General features: G+C 71.2%; 13 protein-coding genes and 3 tRNA genes. 8 read left to right on the plus strand and 8 right to left on the minus strand.

Annotated features, from left to right (window positions below; genetic code table 11):
- Positions 1–263 precede the first annotated feature (263 nt).
- The 6 genes from ACZCAH_RS07625 (at position 264) to ACZCAH_RS07650 (ending at position 6,302) form a co-directional block, all read left to right on the plus strand.
- Positions 264–356, plus strand: a tRNA-OTHER gene (locus tag ACZCAH_RS07625).
- A gap of 71 nt (positions 357–427) precedes the next feature.
- On the plus strand, positions 428–2,491 hold the full coding sequence (locus ACZCAH_RS07630) for a S9 family peptidase (protein ID WP_464340486.1): 2,064 nt from the start codon (positions 428–430) through the stop codon (positions 2,489–2,491).
- Positions 2,492–2,650: 159 nt separating this feature from the next.
- Positions 2,651–3,892 (plus strand): calcium:cation antiporter, encoded by a 1,242-nt coding sequence (locus ACZCAH_RS07635; RefSeq protein ID WP_464340487.1) that lies wholly within the window; start codon positions 2,651–2,653, stop codon positions 3,890–3,892.
- Positions 3,893–4,127: 235 nt separating this feature from the next.
- The gene (locus ACZCAH_RS07640) at positions 4,128–4,469 is read left to right on the plus strand and encodes a hypothetical protein (RefSeq protein ID WP_464340517.1); all 342 of its coding nucleotides are present in this window, start codon (positions 4,128–4,130) and stop codon (positions 4,467–4,469) included.
- Between the two features lie 338 nt (positions 4,470–4,807).
- Positions 4,808–5,974 (plus strand): YibE/F family protein, encoded by a 1,167-nt coding sequence (locus tag ACZCAH_RS07645; protein ID WP_464340488.1) that lies wholly within the window; start codon positions 4,808–4,810, stop codon positions 5,972–5,974.
- Between the two features lie 10 nt (positions 5,975–5,984).
- Positions 5,985–6,302, plus strand: a complete 318-nt coding sequence (locus tag ACZCAH_RS07650) for a hypothetical protein (protein WP_464340489.1) — start codon at positions 5,985–5,987, stop codon at positions 6,300–6,302.
- 154 nt (positions 6,303–6,456) lie between these two features.
- On the opposite strand, the gene ACZCAH_RS07655 is transcribed toward ACZCAH_RS07650, so the two are convergent.
- The 4 genes from ACZCAH_RS07655 to ACZCAH_RS07670 all read right to left on the minus strand — a co-directional run bounded on the left by ACZCAH_RS07655 (position 6,457) and on the right by ACZCAH_RS07670 (position 10,788).
- On the minus strand, positions 6,457–7,587 hold the full coding sequence (locus ACZCAH_RS07655) for a Gfo/Idh/MocA family protein (protein WP_464340490.1): 1,131 nt from the start codon (positions 7,585–7,587) through the stop codon (positions 6,457–6,459).
- A 75-nt stretch (positions 7,588–7,662) separates the two neighbouring features.
- On the minus strand, positions 7,663–9,579 hold the full coding sequence (locus tag ACZCAH_RS07660) for an HNH endonuclease (protein ID WP_464340491.1): 1,917 nt from the start codon (positions 9,577–9,579) through the stop codon (positions 7,663–7,665).
- Positions 9,580–10,007: 428 nt separating this feature from the next.
- Entirely contained in the window at positions 10,008–10,304 is a 297-nt protein-coding gene (locus ACZCAH_RS07665; protein WP_464340492.1) for a Dabb family protein, read from the minus strand.
- Between the two features lie 395 nt (positions 10,305–10,699).
- A tRNA-OTHER gene (locus tag ACZCAH_RS07670) sits at positions 10,700–10,788 on the minus strand.
- 615 nt (positions 10,789–11,403) lie between these two features.
- Here ACZCAH_RS07670 and ACZCAH_RS07675 point away from each other — a divergent pair.
- The gene (locus tag ACZCAH_RS07675; protein ID WP_464340493.1) at positions 11,404–12,549 is read left to right on the plus strand and encodes an ABC transporter substrate-binding protein; all 1,146 of its coding nucleotides are present in this window, start codon (positions 11,404–11,406) and stop codon (positions 12,547–12,549) included.
- Positions 12,550–12,840: 291 nt separating this feature from the next.
- On the opposite strand, the gene ACZCAH_RS07680 is transcribed toward ACZCAH_RS07675, so the two are convergent.
- The 4 genes from ACZCAH_RS07680 to ACZCAH_RS07695 all read right to left on the minus strand — a co-directional run bounded on the left by ACZCAH_RS07680 (position 12,841) and on the right by ACZCAH_RS07695 (position 15,258).
- Positions 12,841–13,167 carry a hypothetical protein gene (locus ACZCAH_RS07680; RefSeq protein WP_464340494.1) on the minus strand — a complete coding sequence of 109 codons (327 nt, stop codon included), beginning with the start codon at positions 13,165–13,167 and terminating at the stop codon, positions 12,841–12,843.
- Positions 13,168–13,559: 392 nt separating this feature from the next.
- Positions 13,560–13,925, minus strand: a complete 366-nt coding sequence (locus ACZCAH_RS07685; protein WP_464340495.1) for a cupin domain-containing protein — start codon at positions 13,923–13,925, stop codon at positions 13,560–13,562.
- A gap of 609 nt (positions 13,926–14,534) precedes the next feature.
- A tRNA-Lys gene (locus tag ACZCAH_RS07690) sits at positions 14,535–14,607 on the minus strand.
- A 75-nt stretch (positions 14,608–14,682) separates the two neighbouring features.
- Positions 14,683–15,258, minus strand: coding sequence for a hypothetical protein (locus ACZCAH_RS07695; protein WP_464340496.1), 576 nt, complete (start codon positions 15,256–15,258; stop codon positions 14,683–14,685).
- A gap of 119 nt (positions 15,259–15,377) precedes the next feature.
- Here ACZCAH_RS07695 and ACZCAH_RS07700 point away from each other — a divergent pair, with 119 nt between their 5' ends.
- Complete coding sequence (locus ACZCAH_RS07700; protein WP_464340497.1) at positions 15,378–16,031, plus strand: IMPACT family protein; 654 nt, start codon at positions 15,378–15,380, stop codon at positions 16,029–16,031.
- Positions 16,032–16,095: the final 64 nt, after the last annotated feature.

Genomic DNA, 16,095 nt, shown 5'->3' on the forward strand with positions numbered 1-16,095 from the left:
GCTCGTCCCCGGCGATCTCGGCCCCGCGCATCTAGCGGCCGCGGGCGGCCTCGCGCACCCCGGTCGCACCCCAGCCCGCCAGCCGCATACGACGAGGGCGGCCCCTGGTCTTCCAGAAACCGCCCTCGGGCTGACGAGACGACTACGCTAAGGCTGCCGCGAACGCTCCGCGTCCTTGCCTTCGAGGCATTGCTGGGCGCGTCTCAGCGTGACCCCCAGATGACCCCCGGACCTCGGAACACCTGCCAAATGTCCCATCCTCGGCACCCCGTGCACCAGGCACAACGTCGCGCCGGACCTGCCTCCCGGGACTCCTAAAGCGGGTGTCGCAGGTTCGAATCCTGCCGGGGGCACCAGGCGCCGAGGAGATCGCGCGCATCCCCCGGGGCGCGCCCGCCCGGGCTGACCCGGCGGTAGCGTGGGGCGGGTGACCATCACCGATGCTGACACCGCCCCCGAGAACTCTTCCGCCCCCGACCCCGACGTCGCCTCGCCCGAGTTCGCCGACCCCGAGTCTGTGCTGCGCCTGCCGCGCCTCGCGGCGGTGACCGCCGTCCCGGGCGGCCGCGTGATCGCCGCGATCCAGCAGGCCGACGAGCACGGCGCGCGGACCCCGTCAGCCCTGTGGGAGCTGGACCCCGCGGGCGAGGCGCCCGCCCGCCGCCTCACCGTGTCGGCGAAAGGCGAGGACGGGCCGCGGCCCGCCCCGGACGGCTCGGTGCTGTTCACCTCGGCCCGTCCCGATCCGGAGGGCGGCTCCGTGGAGGACCGGGCCGCGATCTGGCGCCTGCCCGTCGCGGGCGAGGCGCGGCTGGTCGCGTCGGCGCCCGGTGGGCTCGAGCTGCTCGCCGTGGCGGACGACGGCACCTTGCTCGCCGCGACCTCGGTGCTGCCCGGTGGCACCCTCGAGGACGACGCTGAGCGCCGCACCGCCCGGAAGGACGCGAAGCGCACCACGATCTGGCACACGGGCATGCCGATCCGCCAGTGGGACCACGAGATCGGCGACCAGGAGCGGCACCTGCTGCTGGTCTCCCCGGCCGGGGAGATCACGGACCTCACGCCGGGCGTCGGCACGGTCGCCCTCACCTCCGCCTCCGCGGACCTCTCCCCCGATGCGCGCACCGTCGCGACCACCTGGACCCGGCGAGTTCCGGGCGGAGAGACCCGCAGCGACCTGGTGCTGCTCGAGGTGGCCACCGGCGAGCGCCGCACCCTGATCGCCGCGGACGAAGAGGCGCAGGTCTCCGCCGCGCTCTTCTCCCCCGACGGCGCCCGCCTCGCCGTGCTCCGCTGGACGCACTCGACCCCGTCCTCGACGAGCCTTCCGCGCCTCGAGATCCGCGGTGCCGAGGGAGCCGGGGAGGCCGAGGGGGAGGTCATGGCCGTCGACCTCAGCGACCTCACCCCGACCGACCTCGAATGGGCGGGCCCCGGAACGCTCCTGGTCGCGGGCGACCTGCACTCCTCGGGCGCGATCCTCGCCGTCGACGTCACGACCGGCGCCGTGCGCTCCCTCGCGGACGGCGGGGTCTACTCCTCGCTCTCCGTCGCCGAGGACGGCGCCGTGCTCGCCCTGCGCAGCGATGTGGCGACGCCGCCGCGCCCCGTGCGGATCTCGGCCGACGGCGCGGTGGCCGAGCTGCCGGCGCCGGGCGGGATCCGTGCCCTGCCGGGCACGCTCGAGAAGGTCGAGACCGAGGTCGACGGGGTCACGGTCCCCGGCTGGCTGTGCGTGCCGTCGGGCGCGAGCGCCACGGATCCGGCCCCGGTGATGCTGTGGATCCACGGCGGCCCGCACGCCTCCTACAACTCCTGGAGCTGGCGCTGGTGCCCGTGGATCGCGGTCGCGCACGGCTGGGCGGTGCTGATGCCGGATCCGGCGATGTCCACCGGCTACGGCGACGCGGGACTGAACCGGGGCTGGCCGCGCCGACCCGAGGTGGTCTTCGGCGAGTGCGAGGCGCTGCTGGACGCCGTGCTCGAGCGCGAGGTGCTCGACGGGACGCGCACGGCGATGCTCGGCGCGAGCTTCGGCGGATTCCTGGCGAACTGGATCGCGGGGCACAGCGACCGCTTCGACGCGATCGTCTCCCATGCCGGGCTGTGGGCGCTGCCGCAGCAGCACCGCACCACCGACGCCGCGGCCTCCAAGATGCGGGTGCACCGCCATGAGGACGAGGAGCCGGAGTGGTACGCCGCCTCCTCTCCGCATCATGCGGCCGCGGCGATCACCACGCCGATGCTGATCACCCACGGCAACCGGGACTACCGCGTGCCGGTCTCCGAGGCGCTGCGCCTGTGGTGGGACCTGGTCTCGCGCTGGGACGGCGCACCGGAGGCCATGCCGCACCGCTTCCTGCAGCTGACCAGCGAGAACCACTGGGTGCTCACCCCGTCGAACGCCATCGTGTGGAACCGGGCGATGCTCGCCTTCTGCGCCCAGCACGTGCTCGGCGGCCCGAGCGCCGATGAGGCGATCACCTGGTGATCAGCGCTCCCGACGCGGCCCCGGTCAGGTCGGTCACCACCGCCTGACCGGGGCCGCCGGTGCGGGCTACGCTGGCAAACCGCCGATGGCAGATCGGCGCCCCGGACGGGACGACCCGGTCCGCGGGAACACGACGGGGACGGCCTCACGGAGGCCCCGATGACCCCCTCGACCCGGACCTGCATCCTCGACCGTCCCGCCCTGACCCGTCTCGGAGCCGGCTGGGCCGGCGTCGCCGCCCTCGCGCTCCTCGCCCCCGACCCGGCGCGCCTCTCCGGCCCGGTGCTCGCCCTCGTGCTCGCCGCGATCGTGGCCGTCGTGATCCTCGCCGCGGGCGGCGTCGTCGCGCAGGCCGAGGCCCTCGCCCACCGCCTCGGCGACCCCTACGGCACGCTCGTGCTGACGCTGTGGATCGTGGTGATCGAGGTGGTGCTGATCGCGGCCGTGATGCTCGGCCCCGGCGATCACCAGACCATCGCCCGCGACTCCGTGATGGCGGTGTCGATGATCATCCTGAACCTCGTGCTGGGGCTGTGCCTGCTGGTCGGGGGCCTTCGGCACGGGAGCCTCGCGCACCACCCCGAGGGCACCTCGACCTATCTGGTGCTGCTGATCGCGCTCGCGGCGATGACCTTCGCGGTCCCGGCCGTGCTCGGCGAGGGCGGCGCCTACGCCCCGCTGCCCGCCGTGGTCATCGCGGTTCTCACCGTCGCGCTGTACGCCCTGTTCCTCCTCCGGCAGACGGGCGCGCAGGCCGCCGACTTCCGCGAGGTCGAGGCCACCGCCGCCGGGTCTCGCGCCCCCGAGTCCGCCACCGCGGCCGAGTCCGCCGCCGTGGGCTCCGCCGTCTCCCCGTCCTCCGCACTCGCAGCCGGTGCCACGACCGCCGACGCCCCGAGCACCGCCCCCGCGGGGCCGACCCCGCCGCGCGAGATCCTCGCCGAGCACCGCCGCGAGCTGCTCGTGCGCCTGGGCCTCCTGCTCGCGACCGTGCTGCCCATCGTCCTGCTCTCCCACGACATGGCGGGCCTGCTCGACGAGGGCCTCGCCCGTCTGGACGCCCCCGCGGCGCTGAGCGGCGTGCTCATCGCGGCGATCGTGTTCACCCCGGAGGCGCTCACGGCGCTGCGCGCGGCCCTCGGCGGCGAGATGCAGCGGGTCGTCAACCTGTGCCACGGCGCACTGGTCTCGACCTTCGCCCTCACCATCCCCGTCGTGCTCGTGATCGGCCTGCTCACCGGCAGCCCGGTGGTGCTCGCCGAGTCCCCCGTCAACCTGCTGCTACTCGGCGTGACCCTCGCGGTCGCGGCGGTCTCCGCGGCGGCGCCGCGGGTCACGGCGGTGCACGGCGGGGTGCACCTGCTGCTGGTCGGCGTCTACGCGCTGGCGCTCTTCTCCTGACGGCGGCGCCCGCGCGCCTCGCTGCGCGGTCCTCCACGACGACCTGCACCTGACGTACCGGCTGGTCTCGAACCGGCTCGACGGGGAGGCGACGCTGACCTGCCGCGCCCTCGCGGACCCTCGGCCCCGCCGGCTGGGAGGAGCTGACCGACGGGGTGATCGTCGCGGCGCAGCCGCACGGGCGCCCAGCTGGTTCCCCTGCAACGACCGGCCCGACGACAAGGCGACCTATCGGATCGTGCTGGCGACCGGCTCGGACCATCACGTCGCGGCCTCCGGGGAGCTCACCGATCTGCGCCATTTCGGCTCCACGACCACCTGGACCTACGAGCAGACGGTCCCGATGGCGACCTATCTCGCGACGGTGCAGATCGGCCGCTACGCGGTGCCGGAGCATCCCGGCGCACCGGTGCCGGTGCGCACGGTCGCCCCGCCGCGGCGGAACGCCCGGGCCTTCGCGGCGGGCTTCGCCTGCTACGCGGAGTGGCTGCGGTCCGAGCACTGCGGATCCCGCTCCGCGCAGCAGTGGGCCACGAGCACGTGCCCGGGCGGGGCGGGCAACTCGCGCACGTCGTGATCGTCCAGGCGCACCGCGGTCATCGGGACGGCGAGCCCGGTGCCGAGCATCTTCAGCACCGCCGCCCCGCGCGACGGCCGTGACCAGGTGCTCCCCGCAGCGGGAGAGGCTCACGACGAGGTCGTCCCGGTGCCCGTCGACTCGCGCCCAGGGGCGGCCGTGCCCGCTGGATCCGCAGTGCGGGCAGAGCCGACCGGTGCGCACCGCAGGGGCCGGGACACCGAGCAGCTCGCCGACGTGGCGCCGGAGCATGCCGTCCGCGTCCTCGAGGGAGGAGTGCCGGCGGACCGAGGGGTCCATGGGCGCAGACTAGACAGGGCGGAAAGTAGTCTCCGACCATGGCCTCGACCATCTCCCCCGCGTCCCGCAGCATCCTCTTCGCCCTCACCACCGCGCTGCTGATGGCCACGGTGCTCGGGGTGATCGGCCTCTGGCCCTCCGCGGAGGACCGACCGGAGCGGGCGCAGCTGCTCGCGCCCGGCGTCGAGCTGCTCGACGTCGAGGTGACGGAGGTGCCGGAGTCCGTGGACCCGCTCGCCGCCACCGTGGTGGAGGGCGTGGGCGTCTCCGGCGGGATCGACGGCGAGCCGGTGCAGGTGGAGGTCACGCCGGAGGTCGCGACCGGCGGCATCCACCCCGGCGACCGGATCCGGGTCCTCGCCGTCGCGGAGGCCGGGGAGGGGCAGCCGTACTACTACTTCGACCATGTGCGCACCGTGCCGCTGGGCCTGCTGTTCGTGGTGTATCTGCTGGTCGTGGCGGTCGTCGCCCGGGGTGCGGGGTTGCGGGCGATCCTCGGCCTCGCCGCGGGCGTCGGCATCGTGGTCGCCTTCCTGCTGCCGGCGATCCTCGCCGGGGAGCAGCCGGTGCTCGTCGCCCTCGTCGCCGGTTCGGCGATGATCTTCCCCTGCGTGTACTTCGCGCACGGGGTGTCGGTGCGCACCACCACGGCCGTGCTGGGCACCTTCGGCGGCGTCGCCGTGACGGTGCTGGTCGCTCTCGCTGCGGGCAGACCCGCGGGTATGACGGGGGTCGACGGCGAGGCGGCACAGCTGCTGGCCGGCACGTACCCGCAGGTGTCGCTGTCCGCACTGTTCCTCGCGGGGGTGATCGTCTCGGGGCTCGGAGCGCTCAACGACGTGACGATCACGCAGGCGTCCTCGGTGTGGGAGCTGCGCGCGGCGATGCCGGAGGCGTCCCGGCGACGCGTGTTCGCCTCGGCGATGCGGATCGGCCGGGATCACATCGCCTCGACCGTCTACACCCTCGCCTACGCCTACATCGGCTCGGCGCTGCCCGTGCTGCTGTTCGCCTCGACGATCGAGCGATCGCTGCTGGGCACGCTCACCGCCGGGGAGATCGCGGCGGAGGTGTTCCGCACCCTTGTCGCCTCGATCGGACTGGTCCTCGCGATCCCGCTGACCACGGGGATCGCCGCCGCGCTGGCCTCGCCGAGCACGGCCCCGCCCGTTCCGCCGTCCGCGACCTCGCACGCCCACCGCTAGGCTCCTGACCATGTCCCCCTCCCCCCGCCGCCGCTTCGACGCCACCTGGCTGCCCTTCGGGATGATGGTCGGCTTCATGATCGGCGTGGGCGTGGGGCTGATGGTCGTCGACAACCTGCTCGTCGGGGCGGGCATCGGCTTCGTCGTCGGCGCAGCGCTCGGCGTGGCGCTGGGCCTGCGCGGCCGTCGCGGCGGCCCGACCGAGGAGGAGATCGAGGACGCCTACCAGGACGCGCTGCACGGGGACTCCTCCGGCACGTCCCGTCCTGGCGGGCCGGGCGCGGATACGGGGAGCCCGCTCGACGGGCCGCCCGACCAGCGGGGGTGACGGCCCGGTCCGTCCCGGCCTGGTTCGACCTGGCCGGGTCTGTCCCGCTCGGGTCTGTCCGCGACGGTGGGGCGCGGGGCGGGGTCGAGATCCTGACGGGACGGGGCCCGCTGCCGACGTCGACCGATCTGACAGCGGGCCCGGTCGTCGGCCGTCAGGCGGGGAGCGTCACCTCGGCGCTCGTGCGCGCGGAGGCGTAGCAGGCCTCGAGCACCTGCGCTCGGCGGAGCGCGAGGGAGCCGTCGTGCCCCGCCCAGTCGCCGGAGCGGACGTCGGCCACGAAGGACGCGACCGCGCCGGCGTGGCCCCCGTCGGCCCCGATCTGCGGGCGGATCTCGGCCGGCATCCCCTCGACCTCTGTGTGGATGATCAGGCGGTCCTCGCCGCCGCCCCATTCGAGGGTCGCACCGCCCTCGGAGCCGTAGAGGGTGACGTAGCAGAGGTCGTGCGGGATCCACTGCGCCCAGCTGGACTCGAGGAGCAGCGTCGAGCCGCCCTCGAGGCGGAGGAAGGCGGTCGCGAGGTCCTCGACCTCGAAGGGAGCGCCCGCTTCCTGCTGGGAGACGCCGAAGCCGCTGCCGCCGCGGCCGCGGGGGCCGAAGGCGGCGTGGGTCGAGGCGGAGGCGGTGAGCACTTCGGGCTCGCCGAGGAGGTGCAGGGTCATGTCGAGCATGTGCACACCGATGTCGACGAGCGCGCCGCCGCCGGAGGACTCGGCCTTGGTGAACCAGGTGCCGAGGCCGGGGATGCCCTGGCGGCGGATCCAACCGGTCTTGGCGTAGTAGATGTCGCCGAGCACCCCGGAGTCGACGACGCCGGCGAGCGCGGTGACGTCGCCGCGGCGGCGGTGGTTGAAGGACACGTCGAGGACGCGACCGGCGCGCCGGGAGGCCTCGACCATCGATTCGGCGTTCGCGGCATTCTCCGCCATGGGCTTCTCGGTGAGGACGTGGATCCCGGCCTCGAGCGCGGCGATCGCCATGGTGGAATGCAGGAAGGTGGGGGTCGCGATGGAGACGATGTCGAGCTCGGCCTCGGCGAGCATCTGCCGCCAGTCGGGGTAGCGCAGCTCCACGCCATGCTCGTCGCCGAAGCGGGTGAGCAGGTGCTCCTCCATCGCGGAGAGTGCGACGAGGTCGACGTCGGGGTGGGCGGCATAGGCGGCGACGTGTTGCTGTCCGGCCCAGCCGAGTCCGATCACGCCGGCGCGCAATCGCGGGGCGGTGATCGCAGAGTCGGCCGAGGTGGGCCCGGGCGCGGCGGAGGTGGCGGGGTCAGGGGTCATGGTGGTCCTTGAGTCAGGGTGCGGGCGGCGCGACGGCGCAGGATCTGGGCGGCGGCTAGGTCCGCGACCGACACCTTACGTGCCGCGGGGCAGGGTGTCGTGCTCGAGTGCGGCACGGGCGTCCCCCGGGCTCCGAGAGCGGGGACGCTGACTGCGATGGCGATGGCGATGGCGATGGCGAGACGGATGGGGATCTCTGGGCGCGGCGGGGGCTCGCCGCGGTGGTCGATCGGTCCGCCGCGGGCAGCGTCGGGGCGGGAGTCGGCGCCGCGATGCGACGGGGTCCAGGACCGCCGGCAGTTCGCGGGCCGGGTTCCGGCGGACCAGCGTGACAGCGGTGGGCTCCCACGCGAGGGCGTCGACGGTTCCTGCCGAAGTGGCGGTCGTGGTGGTGGCGGCGACGGCGGCAACCGTAGCGCCCACGCTGTCGGCGGCGGTAGCGGTAGCGATAGAGGTATCGGCCACCGTCCTCGACAGCCGGGGCGCGACGCTCACGGCGGAGACCCCGGAGTGGCCGGTCCAGCGGACGGCGCCGCCGAAGCTGCGGCCCGCGATCACCCGCCCCGGCGCATCGGGACCTGCGGCCGCGGCGGCATCCTGCCCCGCGACCGTCCGCGATGCGTCCCCCACCCGCTCGACGCTCCGAGAGTCGTCTTCTTTGCCGAGGTTGCAGGCGGCGCAGAGGTACTGGCCGTTGTCGATGCTGGTGGGCCCGCCGTCCCGGCGAGGGTGGATGTGATCGGCATGGCGCGCGGGCGCATCGCAATACGGAGCGCGACAGCTCCCGTCGCGCCAGAGGAGGAACCGTTTGAGCGCGGGCGGGAACGCCTCGGCCCGGGACTCGACGGCGACCAGCTCGCCTGTTGAAGGGTGCGTGTACAGGCGGCGCAGGACGGCGCGGAGCTGCGGGCCGTGGGGACCGTCCGGATCACGGCGGGGATCCTCCGGCTCGGTGAGCGCATCGCGCAGGCCCTGCCGCACGGCCTCGACCGGGACCGGGCCGTACCCCTCGATCTGCGCGGGATCACCGTGCTGCGGGTCGAGCAGGGCACGGTCCGTGATGACCACGCCGACGTCGAGGGTGACCGGCTCCATCGCCTCGTCGCGGCCGAGCAGCGTCTGAACGAGGGCGTCGGCCATGAGCGCCGAGTGCCCCTCGCGCACTCCCTCCGCCCGCCGACGCTCGGCCTCGAGGGAGAGCCGCTTGCGCACGAGGTTCGCCTCGAGCGCGGGCAGATACGCGCTGAGGGTCGCCATCCCGTGCTCGCTAGGGGTGAGGGTGACGTGGCGCTCCCGCCGCGCGTTCCGGTGACGATCGGTCTCCCCCGCGGGATCCAGCTCCGAGATCAGCGCCCCGACCTCCTTCCGCCATTGCGTGACCCCAGAACCGTCCAGTTGCGGCATGGCCTGGCGGAGCGCTTCGTCGAGAACGCGCCGGCGCTCCGGATCCAGCGGAGCCGCCACGTTCGCGGCCGCGTACGACTTGGCGGCGGTGATCTGCCCGGTGGCCAGGGCCTCGAGCGTGGCCGGCATCGAGTCGACCAGGCGGCGGGCAGCGGCCAAGGACCTGCGACTCGTGGACGGGGCCGCCCGCAGAGTCAGGGACAGGTCACGCACCGTCTTCCCATCCGCGCGGCGATGGAGCAGATCGAGCGGCGGGACGGCCTCCTCCTCGTGCGCAGCCCGCTCCTGCGCAGCAGCGACCTCGTCCCGCCGCGTCGCCTCCGCGATGGCGACGATCGTCCGAGCCTCCAGAGCGTCCAGCGAGCTGCGCGCCTCCTCCACCCTCGCGAGGAGGGTCGCGTACTCGCGGCGGTCGCGGCGCCCCGGGGTGAACATCTCCCGGGGTTCCCGAGCGATCGCGGTGAGCAGGAAGTCCACGTCCCCGAGCAGCTCACCGAGGGTCCGCGGGCCCGCCTCGCGCAGCGCATGGAGCGCCACCTCGGGAGCAACGGGCTCCACCGAGGCGTCCGGAGGCGACTGCATCAGCATGATCCGATCCTTTCACGACTGGCGGCGAATCGAAAGTGCTTTCTTAGATCTGTGGATAACTCTCTCGCCCGCCAGAGCCCTGATCGGCAGGTCGTCGGGCGACGCGAGGGCCAACGGGCTCCAAGCCTCTGAACTGCACTCCTCGTGGCTCCGTCGCCGACTGTGAATAACCGTGCCCTGGGGAGGAAACGTAACCCTCGTGGATAAACCGGGGGAAGAACACCCATCGAGGAGTAACCATTTCCGGATCGCCGCGACGGGTGGAACACCGGGAAGCCGGGAGGGACGGCGACAACCCGCGACCGCCGACCATGGGCCACACCCGCCATCCGCCCGGGGACGACGACGCCCCGATTCCGCCGGAGGGCGGAATCGGGGCGCGGCGACCTCGACGGGTGCGCAGTCAGTGCACCCGATCAGTCACGGTGTCACGGGTACGCGACGAAGTCCTGCTCGGCGAAGTCGGCGACCTCGGTCTGCCAGCGGGTGGCGACGAACTCCTGGTGGTCGGGATGGGCGTCGTAGGCGTCGTACGCGGCCTGGTCCGCGAAGCTCATCGCGAACTGGAAGGCGAACGGGCTCTTGACCGAGACCTGGCGTGAGACGACGAAGTCGATGACGCCGGGGATGGCGGTGAGCAGCGCGGGACCGGTGGTGAGGAAGTCGGTCTCCTCGGCCGAGCCGGCCGGGTGGACGAGGGTGAAGGACACGGTGTGGCGGATCATGCGCCGATCGTACGGCCGACGGGCCGTGGCAATTAGCACGTTCCATATGGCGAGCCGTCGGCGTCACCCCTCTGCTGGGAACACTTCTCCAGTCGGCGTCGGAATCTGACCCGCCACCCAGCGGTCGCGGACGATTGCCGTCGATCCGCTGTTCGGGTGAGGGGCACTGCTCCTGAGGAAAGTACCGCGATCGCCCCGGCGGACGGCCTCGGACTGCGCCCACTGCGAGCTGCGGACCTAGTAGGCGTGGAGCCCGTCGCACGGCCGATCCACTCGCACTCTTCGAGAACGAGAGCGGTGCCGTACAGATCGGCGAGAAGGATGTGGTGGCCGACGGTGGTTCGCGGAGTGTGCACCGGCCCTGCGTCGCGGACGCGGCGCGCGACCGCATGCGGTCGGCCCGGAGGGGATCGAACCCTCGACCCGCGGATTAAAAGTCCGCCAGGACATGCGTGTACGAACACGTTTTCGCAATTCATGACCGCGGTGCGACTCGAGCGAGCCGACCAGACACCATCGCGTTGCTGTCAGCACTGCTGTCAGATCCGCCGCCGCCTCTATAGCCGCCTCTATGTGCGGATAGTTCGCAATGGCGCACTATCTGGGCATCGGTCCCGCCCTCCAGGGGAGCTCTCACGGTGACGAATGTGTCCCACTGGGGTGCCGGAGCGCTTCGGCGGCAACTGCATCGGTAAACTGGCTCGGATGCGGCCGCTCGTGTGGGACGGTCTCGGCCAGGTCGACCACCTGCTGCTCGGCTCCCACAGCGAACCTGCGTGCCCCGAGGTGTGGCAGCGTGATCTCGCGAACTCGTCGGGGGGCGCACACAGAAGTACTTAGCTAAGCTACGGATACTTGGTGCGAGCCGAGGTGGCAACCAGCCACTCGATGGCGAGCCCCTGAACCGCCAGTGAGAGCAGGGGTAGTGATGCACACCAGCAATCAGTCGAACGCAGCACGGGCCACGCGGCGTCAGCTCCTAAGTGCCGGATTGGTCGCGCCATCACTCTTGCTGCTGGGGTCAGCCTGCGGACCCAATCGGGTAACCGCAGAAAGCGAGGGTGCAGGATCCTTACGGGTGGTGTGGTGGGGAAACCAGGTGCGCACCGAACGCACGAACGAGGTACTTCGCATCTTCGCGTCCAGCCACGATGGGCTCGACGTCGCGGGAGAGCCGGGCGATTGGGGAGGCTACTGGGACAAACTTGCCACCCAGGTAGCAGCCGGGACGCCACCCGACGTGGTGCAGATGGACGAGAAGTATCTGCTTGAGTACGTCGAGCGCGGCGCCCTGATGAACCTGGATGAGCTGGGCTTGGATACCACTGCCTTCGATGCGGGGGCAGCTGAGGTGGGCGAAGTAGACGGGGTTCTGTTCGCCGTAAACGCTGGGACCACCGCCCCCGTGGTCATGGCCAACCCCGCATTGTTCGACCAAGCGGGGATGGACCTACCGGACGATACGACGTGGACCTGGGAGGAGATGGTCGAGCTTGGTGGTGAGCTGTCCTCGAAACTCCCAGAGGGCTCCTTCGGGGTAACCGACTTCAGCGGCCGGGATGCGGCGTTCCGAGTCTGGGTGCGGCAGTCCGGTGCCGAGACCTTCGACGGGTCAGCACCCGGATTCGATGCCAGCGTCGCCGCTGACTTCTTCACCCTCAGCAAGAAAGCAATGGACAGCGGTGCCACCCCAACAGCCGAACTCTCCGTGGAGGACGTCTCGGCCCCTGTAGATCAACGTCTTTTCGCCACGGGACGGACCGGGTTGGCAATCTATTCATCCAACCAGGTCGCGGCATTCGACGCCGCCCTTGGGGACGGGGTCGAACTGCTGCGTCTGCCATCGCTGTCTGGCTCGGCAGCCGAGGCCCAGCTGGCCCACCAGGCATCGATGTACTGGGTAGTCATGTCGGACAGTGCGGATCCCGAGCGATCACGGGACCTCGTGGACTTCATGGTCAATGACCCAGAAGCCGGCCGGATCGCCGGCGCAGAGCGAGGGGTTCCGGCGAATACCAGCGTCAGAGAATCGATCACGGACGATCTATCCTCCTCGGACCGTAAATGCGTCGACTATCTCGCGGCCACGGCGTCGGAGCAGGGTCCGCCTCCCCCTTTGACTCCCCGGGGCGCCAGCAACTTCGAGGACGTACTCATCCGATGGGGGCAGGACGTCCTCTCCGATCGCTCCACGCCCGCCCAGGCGGGAGAAGCTTTCGTGAAGGAGGTATCCGAAGGGCTGTGACGTCCCGATTCTTTTTAGTGCTCCCGATAGTCGGTCGCCTGTTCACGCGAAGGGTTATCGCCTTCCAGTCCTTCCATCAATAGTCCGAGGGCTTCGATCTAGTTGCGAGACACGAGCTGGGTGTTGCGGTTCGTGAAGGTCGCGCCCCGGCGAGCAGCAGTGATCTCGGCACGCAAATCGACGGACCGTACTCCCGACAGGCGGTGGGTGAAGCGAGATGGCACCGTGTGGAACGAGGGCAGCATCGAATGTGTTGGCGGCAAAGGCAATGCCGCTCACGGCTGCGGCAGGTCAGCCCTGGCCATCGTCGACTGCCATCGGGCCGGCCGCCATTGTGACTCCGCTGTGCGAGGGGTCCCCGTCGAAGTCCTCGTGGGAGACGTCCACGATCGGAAACCGGGCCAGATCCACGCCCTGGGGAACCGGTAGCGTTGTCGTGGTCGAGGTGACCGTGCCCAAGGAGATCAGTCTGCTGGCGTCCTCGTCACGCAGCCGGACCTCGAAGTAGCCCTTCTCGGGCAGATCGGAGACCGACACGACGAGCTGATCGCCGTCGGCGTCGGAGCTGATCATCCGGGCTGTGCCCTGAACGGAGTCCTTGGTCGTCGGGTCGAGCACCGCCTCACCGATGGTCGCCACGGGCGGCGGCTCGGGCGTCTCCGGACCCTCGGGGCCGCCGAGGATCGCAGGCCAGGCTGCAGGCGGCGGTGACTGCGAGCGGAAGAGTCGTGCGCATGATTCTGTCCTCTCATCAGGTCCCGAAGGACCGGGAGTGTGAGCACTGCTGTGCTCACACTCCGTACTACTGCGGCTGCGGCGAAAAGGTTGCAGCGTTAGCAAGGCGAGAGCCAGCGTGAGGATCCGGGTCGGTCGGATCTACGGCTACGTCTGCGACCGCGGCCCCCGGGCCCTGGACCCCGCGCATTCTCTTGCGAGGAGGATCTTTCGGCCTGGGGCCGTGCTCAGACCGTGCGTCGACCTCTACAGGAGAGGCATTCTCTGCTGCGGTGTCAGGCCAGAGGCAGGACGTGGTCGTCGTCGCTCTCGGAGTCCGGCTCACCCGTTCCCGTCACTGCGGTGAGGAGCATGACCGTTTCTGCAAGGGCCGTGACGCCTCGCCGCTGGGTCGGCATCTCGTGCAACTCACCTTGCTGTAGCACGAAGGGATTCTCTGCCTCGACTCGCACCGCTCCGGCAAGGATGTATAGAGATGCGGGGACATCTGACCGATGCGGCGCGAGGCGAGCCCCTTCTGTCAGAGCAACCACGGTCTGCTGGAGAGGGCCTCGGCGCACGACACGTTCGGAGAAGACTCCGCCGGGGGCGTTCCTCGCTCGGTCGATCGATCGTGTGCAAATGCTGGTCAAAGCGACCATGGTCAACTCCTTGGGACTGAGAAGTGCAGTGGGCCGGGCCTAAGATCACGTCGAGTAGCTGATCATATACATAGATAGGCTAAGTAACGACGGCTCTAGGGTCGCAGCTCGGTGCTGAAATGCCCGGCGGCCGGGCCCGGGTAGGGGGTGCACAGCCTCAGTGTGGGCTTAGTGCGAACGGCACGACCCACCGCTCCAGCCGAGGATCGTCGTCTGCGTGGTGTCGATGGGTCCTCCCGTCCTGGCGAAGGGAAGATAGCTCCCGCCCGCGCCGTTGAACGCGGCATGCGCAAGTGCGGGGGCCATACGGATCCGGACCGCAGCCTCAGTCAGTTGAAGATGGCACCGACGATGATGCACACGATGACCATCGATGTCTGGGACTGATGCGCGGGTAGGTGTCAGCTCGACCTGACCTATGGCCTGGTTTCCACTCTCGATCGCTAGCTTCTGGGGGCGGTGAGTGCCCGCGGGGTGGACCTCGTCAGCGGTCCCACGGGCAGGGTCTCGGAGACGTACTGCGCAGCCCGCAGGTCGGGTTCGAGGCCGCGTGGCTGTCAAACCGCTCCCCGAGACGCGACGAGACCGCAGAGAACCAGCTCTGACCAGTGGGCCCGGAGGGGATCGAACCCTCGACCCGCGGATTAAAAGTCCGATGCTCTGCCGACTGAGCTACAGGCCCTCGCCCGCCGTGCGGGCCCGACCATCTTAGCCGCGTCGGGCAGGTCGCTCCTCCCCCGCCCGGCACCGCGATCGGTCAGGCCTTCCGACGACGCAGCACCGCGAGGATGATCCCGACCAGGAGGATCACGAAGCCGACGAAGCCGCCGCCCAGGCCGAAGAAGATGCCGCCCACTGCGCCGAAGATGCCGCCGATGGAGACGGGCGGGCCGACGGCGACCGGGGTGCCGTGGCAGTCGACGGTGTACTCGCCGGCCTCGTTCGCGGTGATGGAGTCGAAGGATTCCCAGGCCACGCCGTCCTTGGTGACGCTCGAGGTCTGCACCGTGCCCTCGCCGATCGCGGCCTCCGAGGGCGCGTTGATGTCACAGGTCGGGATCGCGGTGCCCTCGGGCACGTAGTACTGCAGGACGTCCCCGGCCTCGGCGGTGACGCTGCCGCTGCCGCTCTCGAACACCTCGATCTCGTTGAAGCCGCTCGCGGTCGAGGAGACTCCGATCACCGTGATCACGATGCCCACGATCACGCTGAGCAGGAGGATCACGCCGCCCAGGATCATCAGGATCAGCGGGGCTTTCCCCTTCTTGGCCGGTGCCGGAACGGGCACCGGGCCGGGGAACTGCTGAGCCGAGGGCTGAGGTGCGTAGGTCATGGGATCCTCCTGGGGAGCGGGATGGCCATGGTCAGGCTATCGTCCGGTCCCCGATCCGCGTCACCCTCCCGAGGGAGGGGCCCTTCGACCCTTTCCCCGCCCCGCCTACACTTCCCCTCATGCCTGATTCCCTCGTCCTCGCCGCCGATGTCGAGGTCGAGCTGGTCGAGAAGCGCTCCCGCTTCCTCACCCGGCTGCACCGGGCGGAGGACGTCGCCGCGGCCGACGCCCTGACCCACGCGGCGCGTCGCGAGCACCCGGACGCCCGCCACCACTGCACCGCCCTCGTGATCGGGGCGCGGGAGGAGTCGGCGGAGGTCCACCGCAGCAACGACGACGGGGAGCCGGCGGGCACGGCGGGGATGCCGATGCTGCAGGGCCTGCTCCACGCGGGTCTCACCGACACCCTCGCGATCGTGATCCGTTACTTCGGCGGGGTGAAGCTCGGGGCCGGCGGCCTGGTCCGCGCCTACACCGCCGGGGTCGAGCAGGCGGTCGCGGCCGCGGAGCTGCGCCGTCGCACCCGTCTTACCGTCGCCGAGCTGGAGGTGCCGCTCGCGGAGGCGGGCGCCGGGGAGAACGCGGTCCGTCTCTGGGCGGCATCCCACAGCGCCGTCGTCGAGGAGACGCAGTACTCGTCGCGCCGCGCCCTGCTGACGGTGCTGCTCGCCGAGGACCTGGTGCCGTCGCTCCAGGCCGACGCCGCCCGCTGGTCCTCGGGCCGGGTCGCTGCCTCTCCCGTCGGCCACCGCCCGGCCGACGTGCCCCTCTGAGCCCCTCTCGACGAGGCCGCGGAGCCGCCGCCGCGCCCGCTGGGATCCCGCCGCACACGCGGGG

Source organism: Brachybacterium sp. B718/18 (assembly GCF_055454375.1).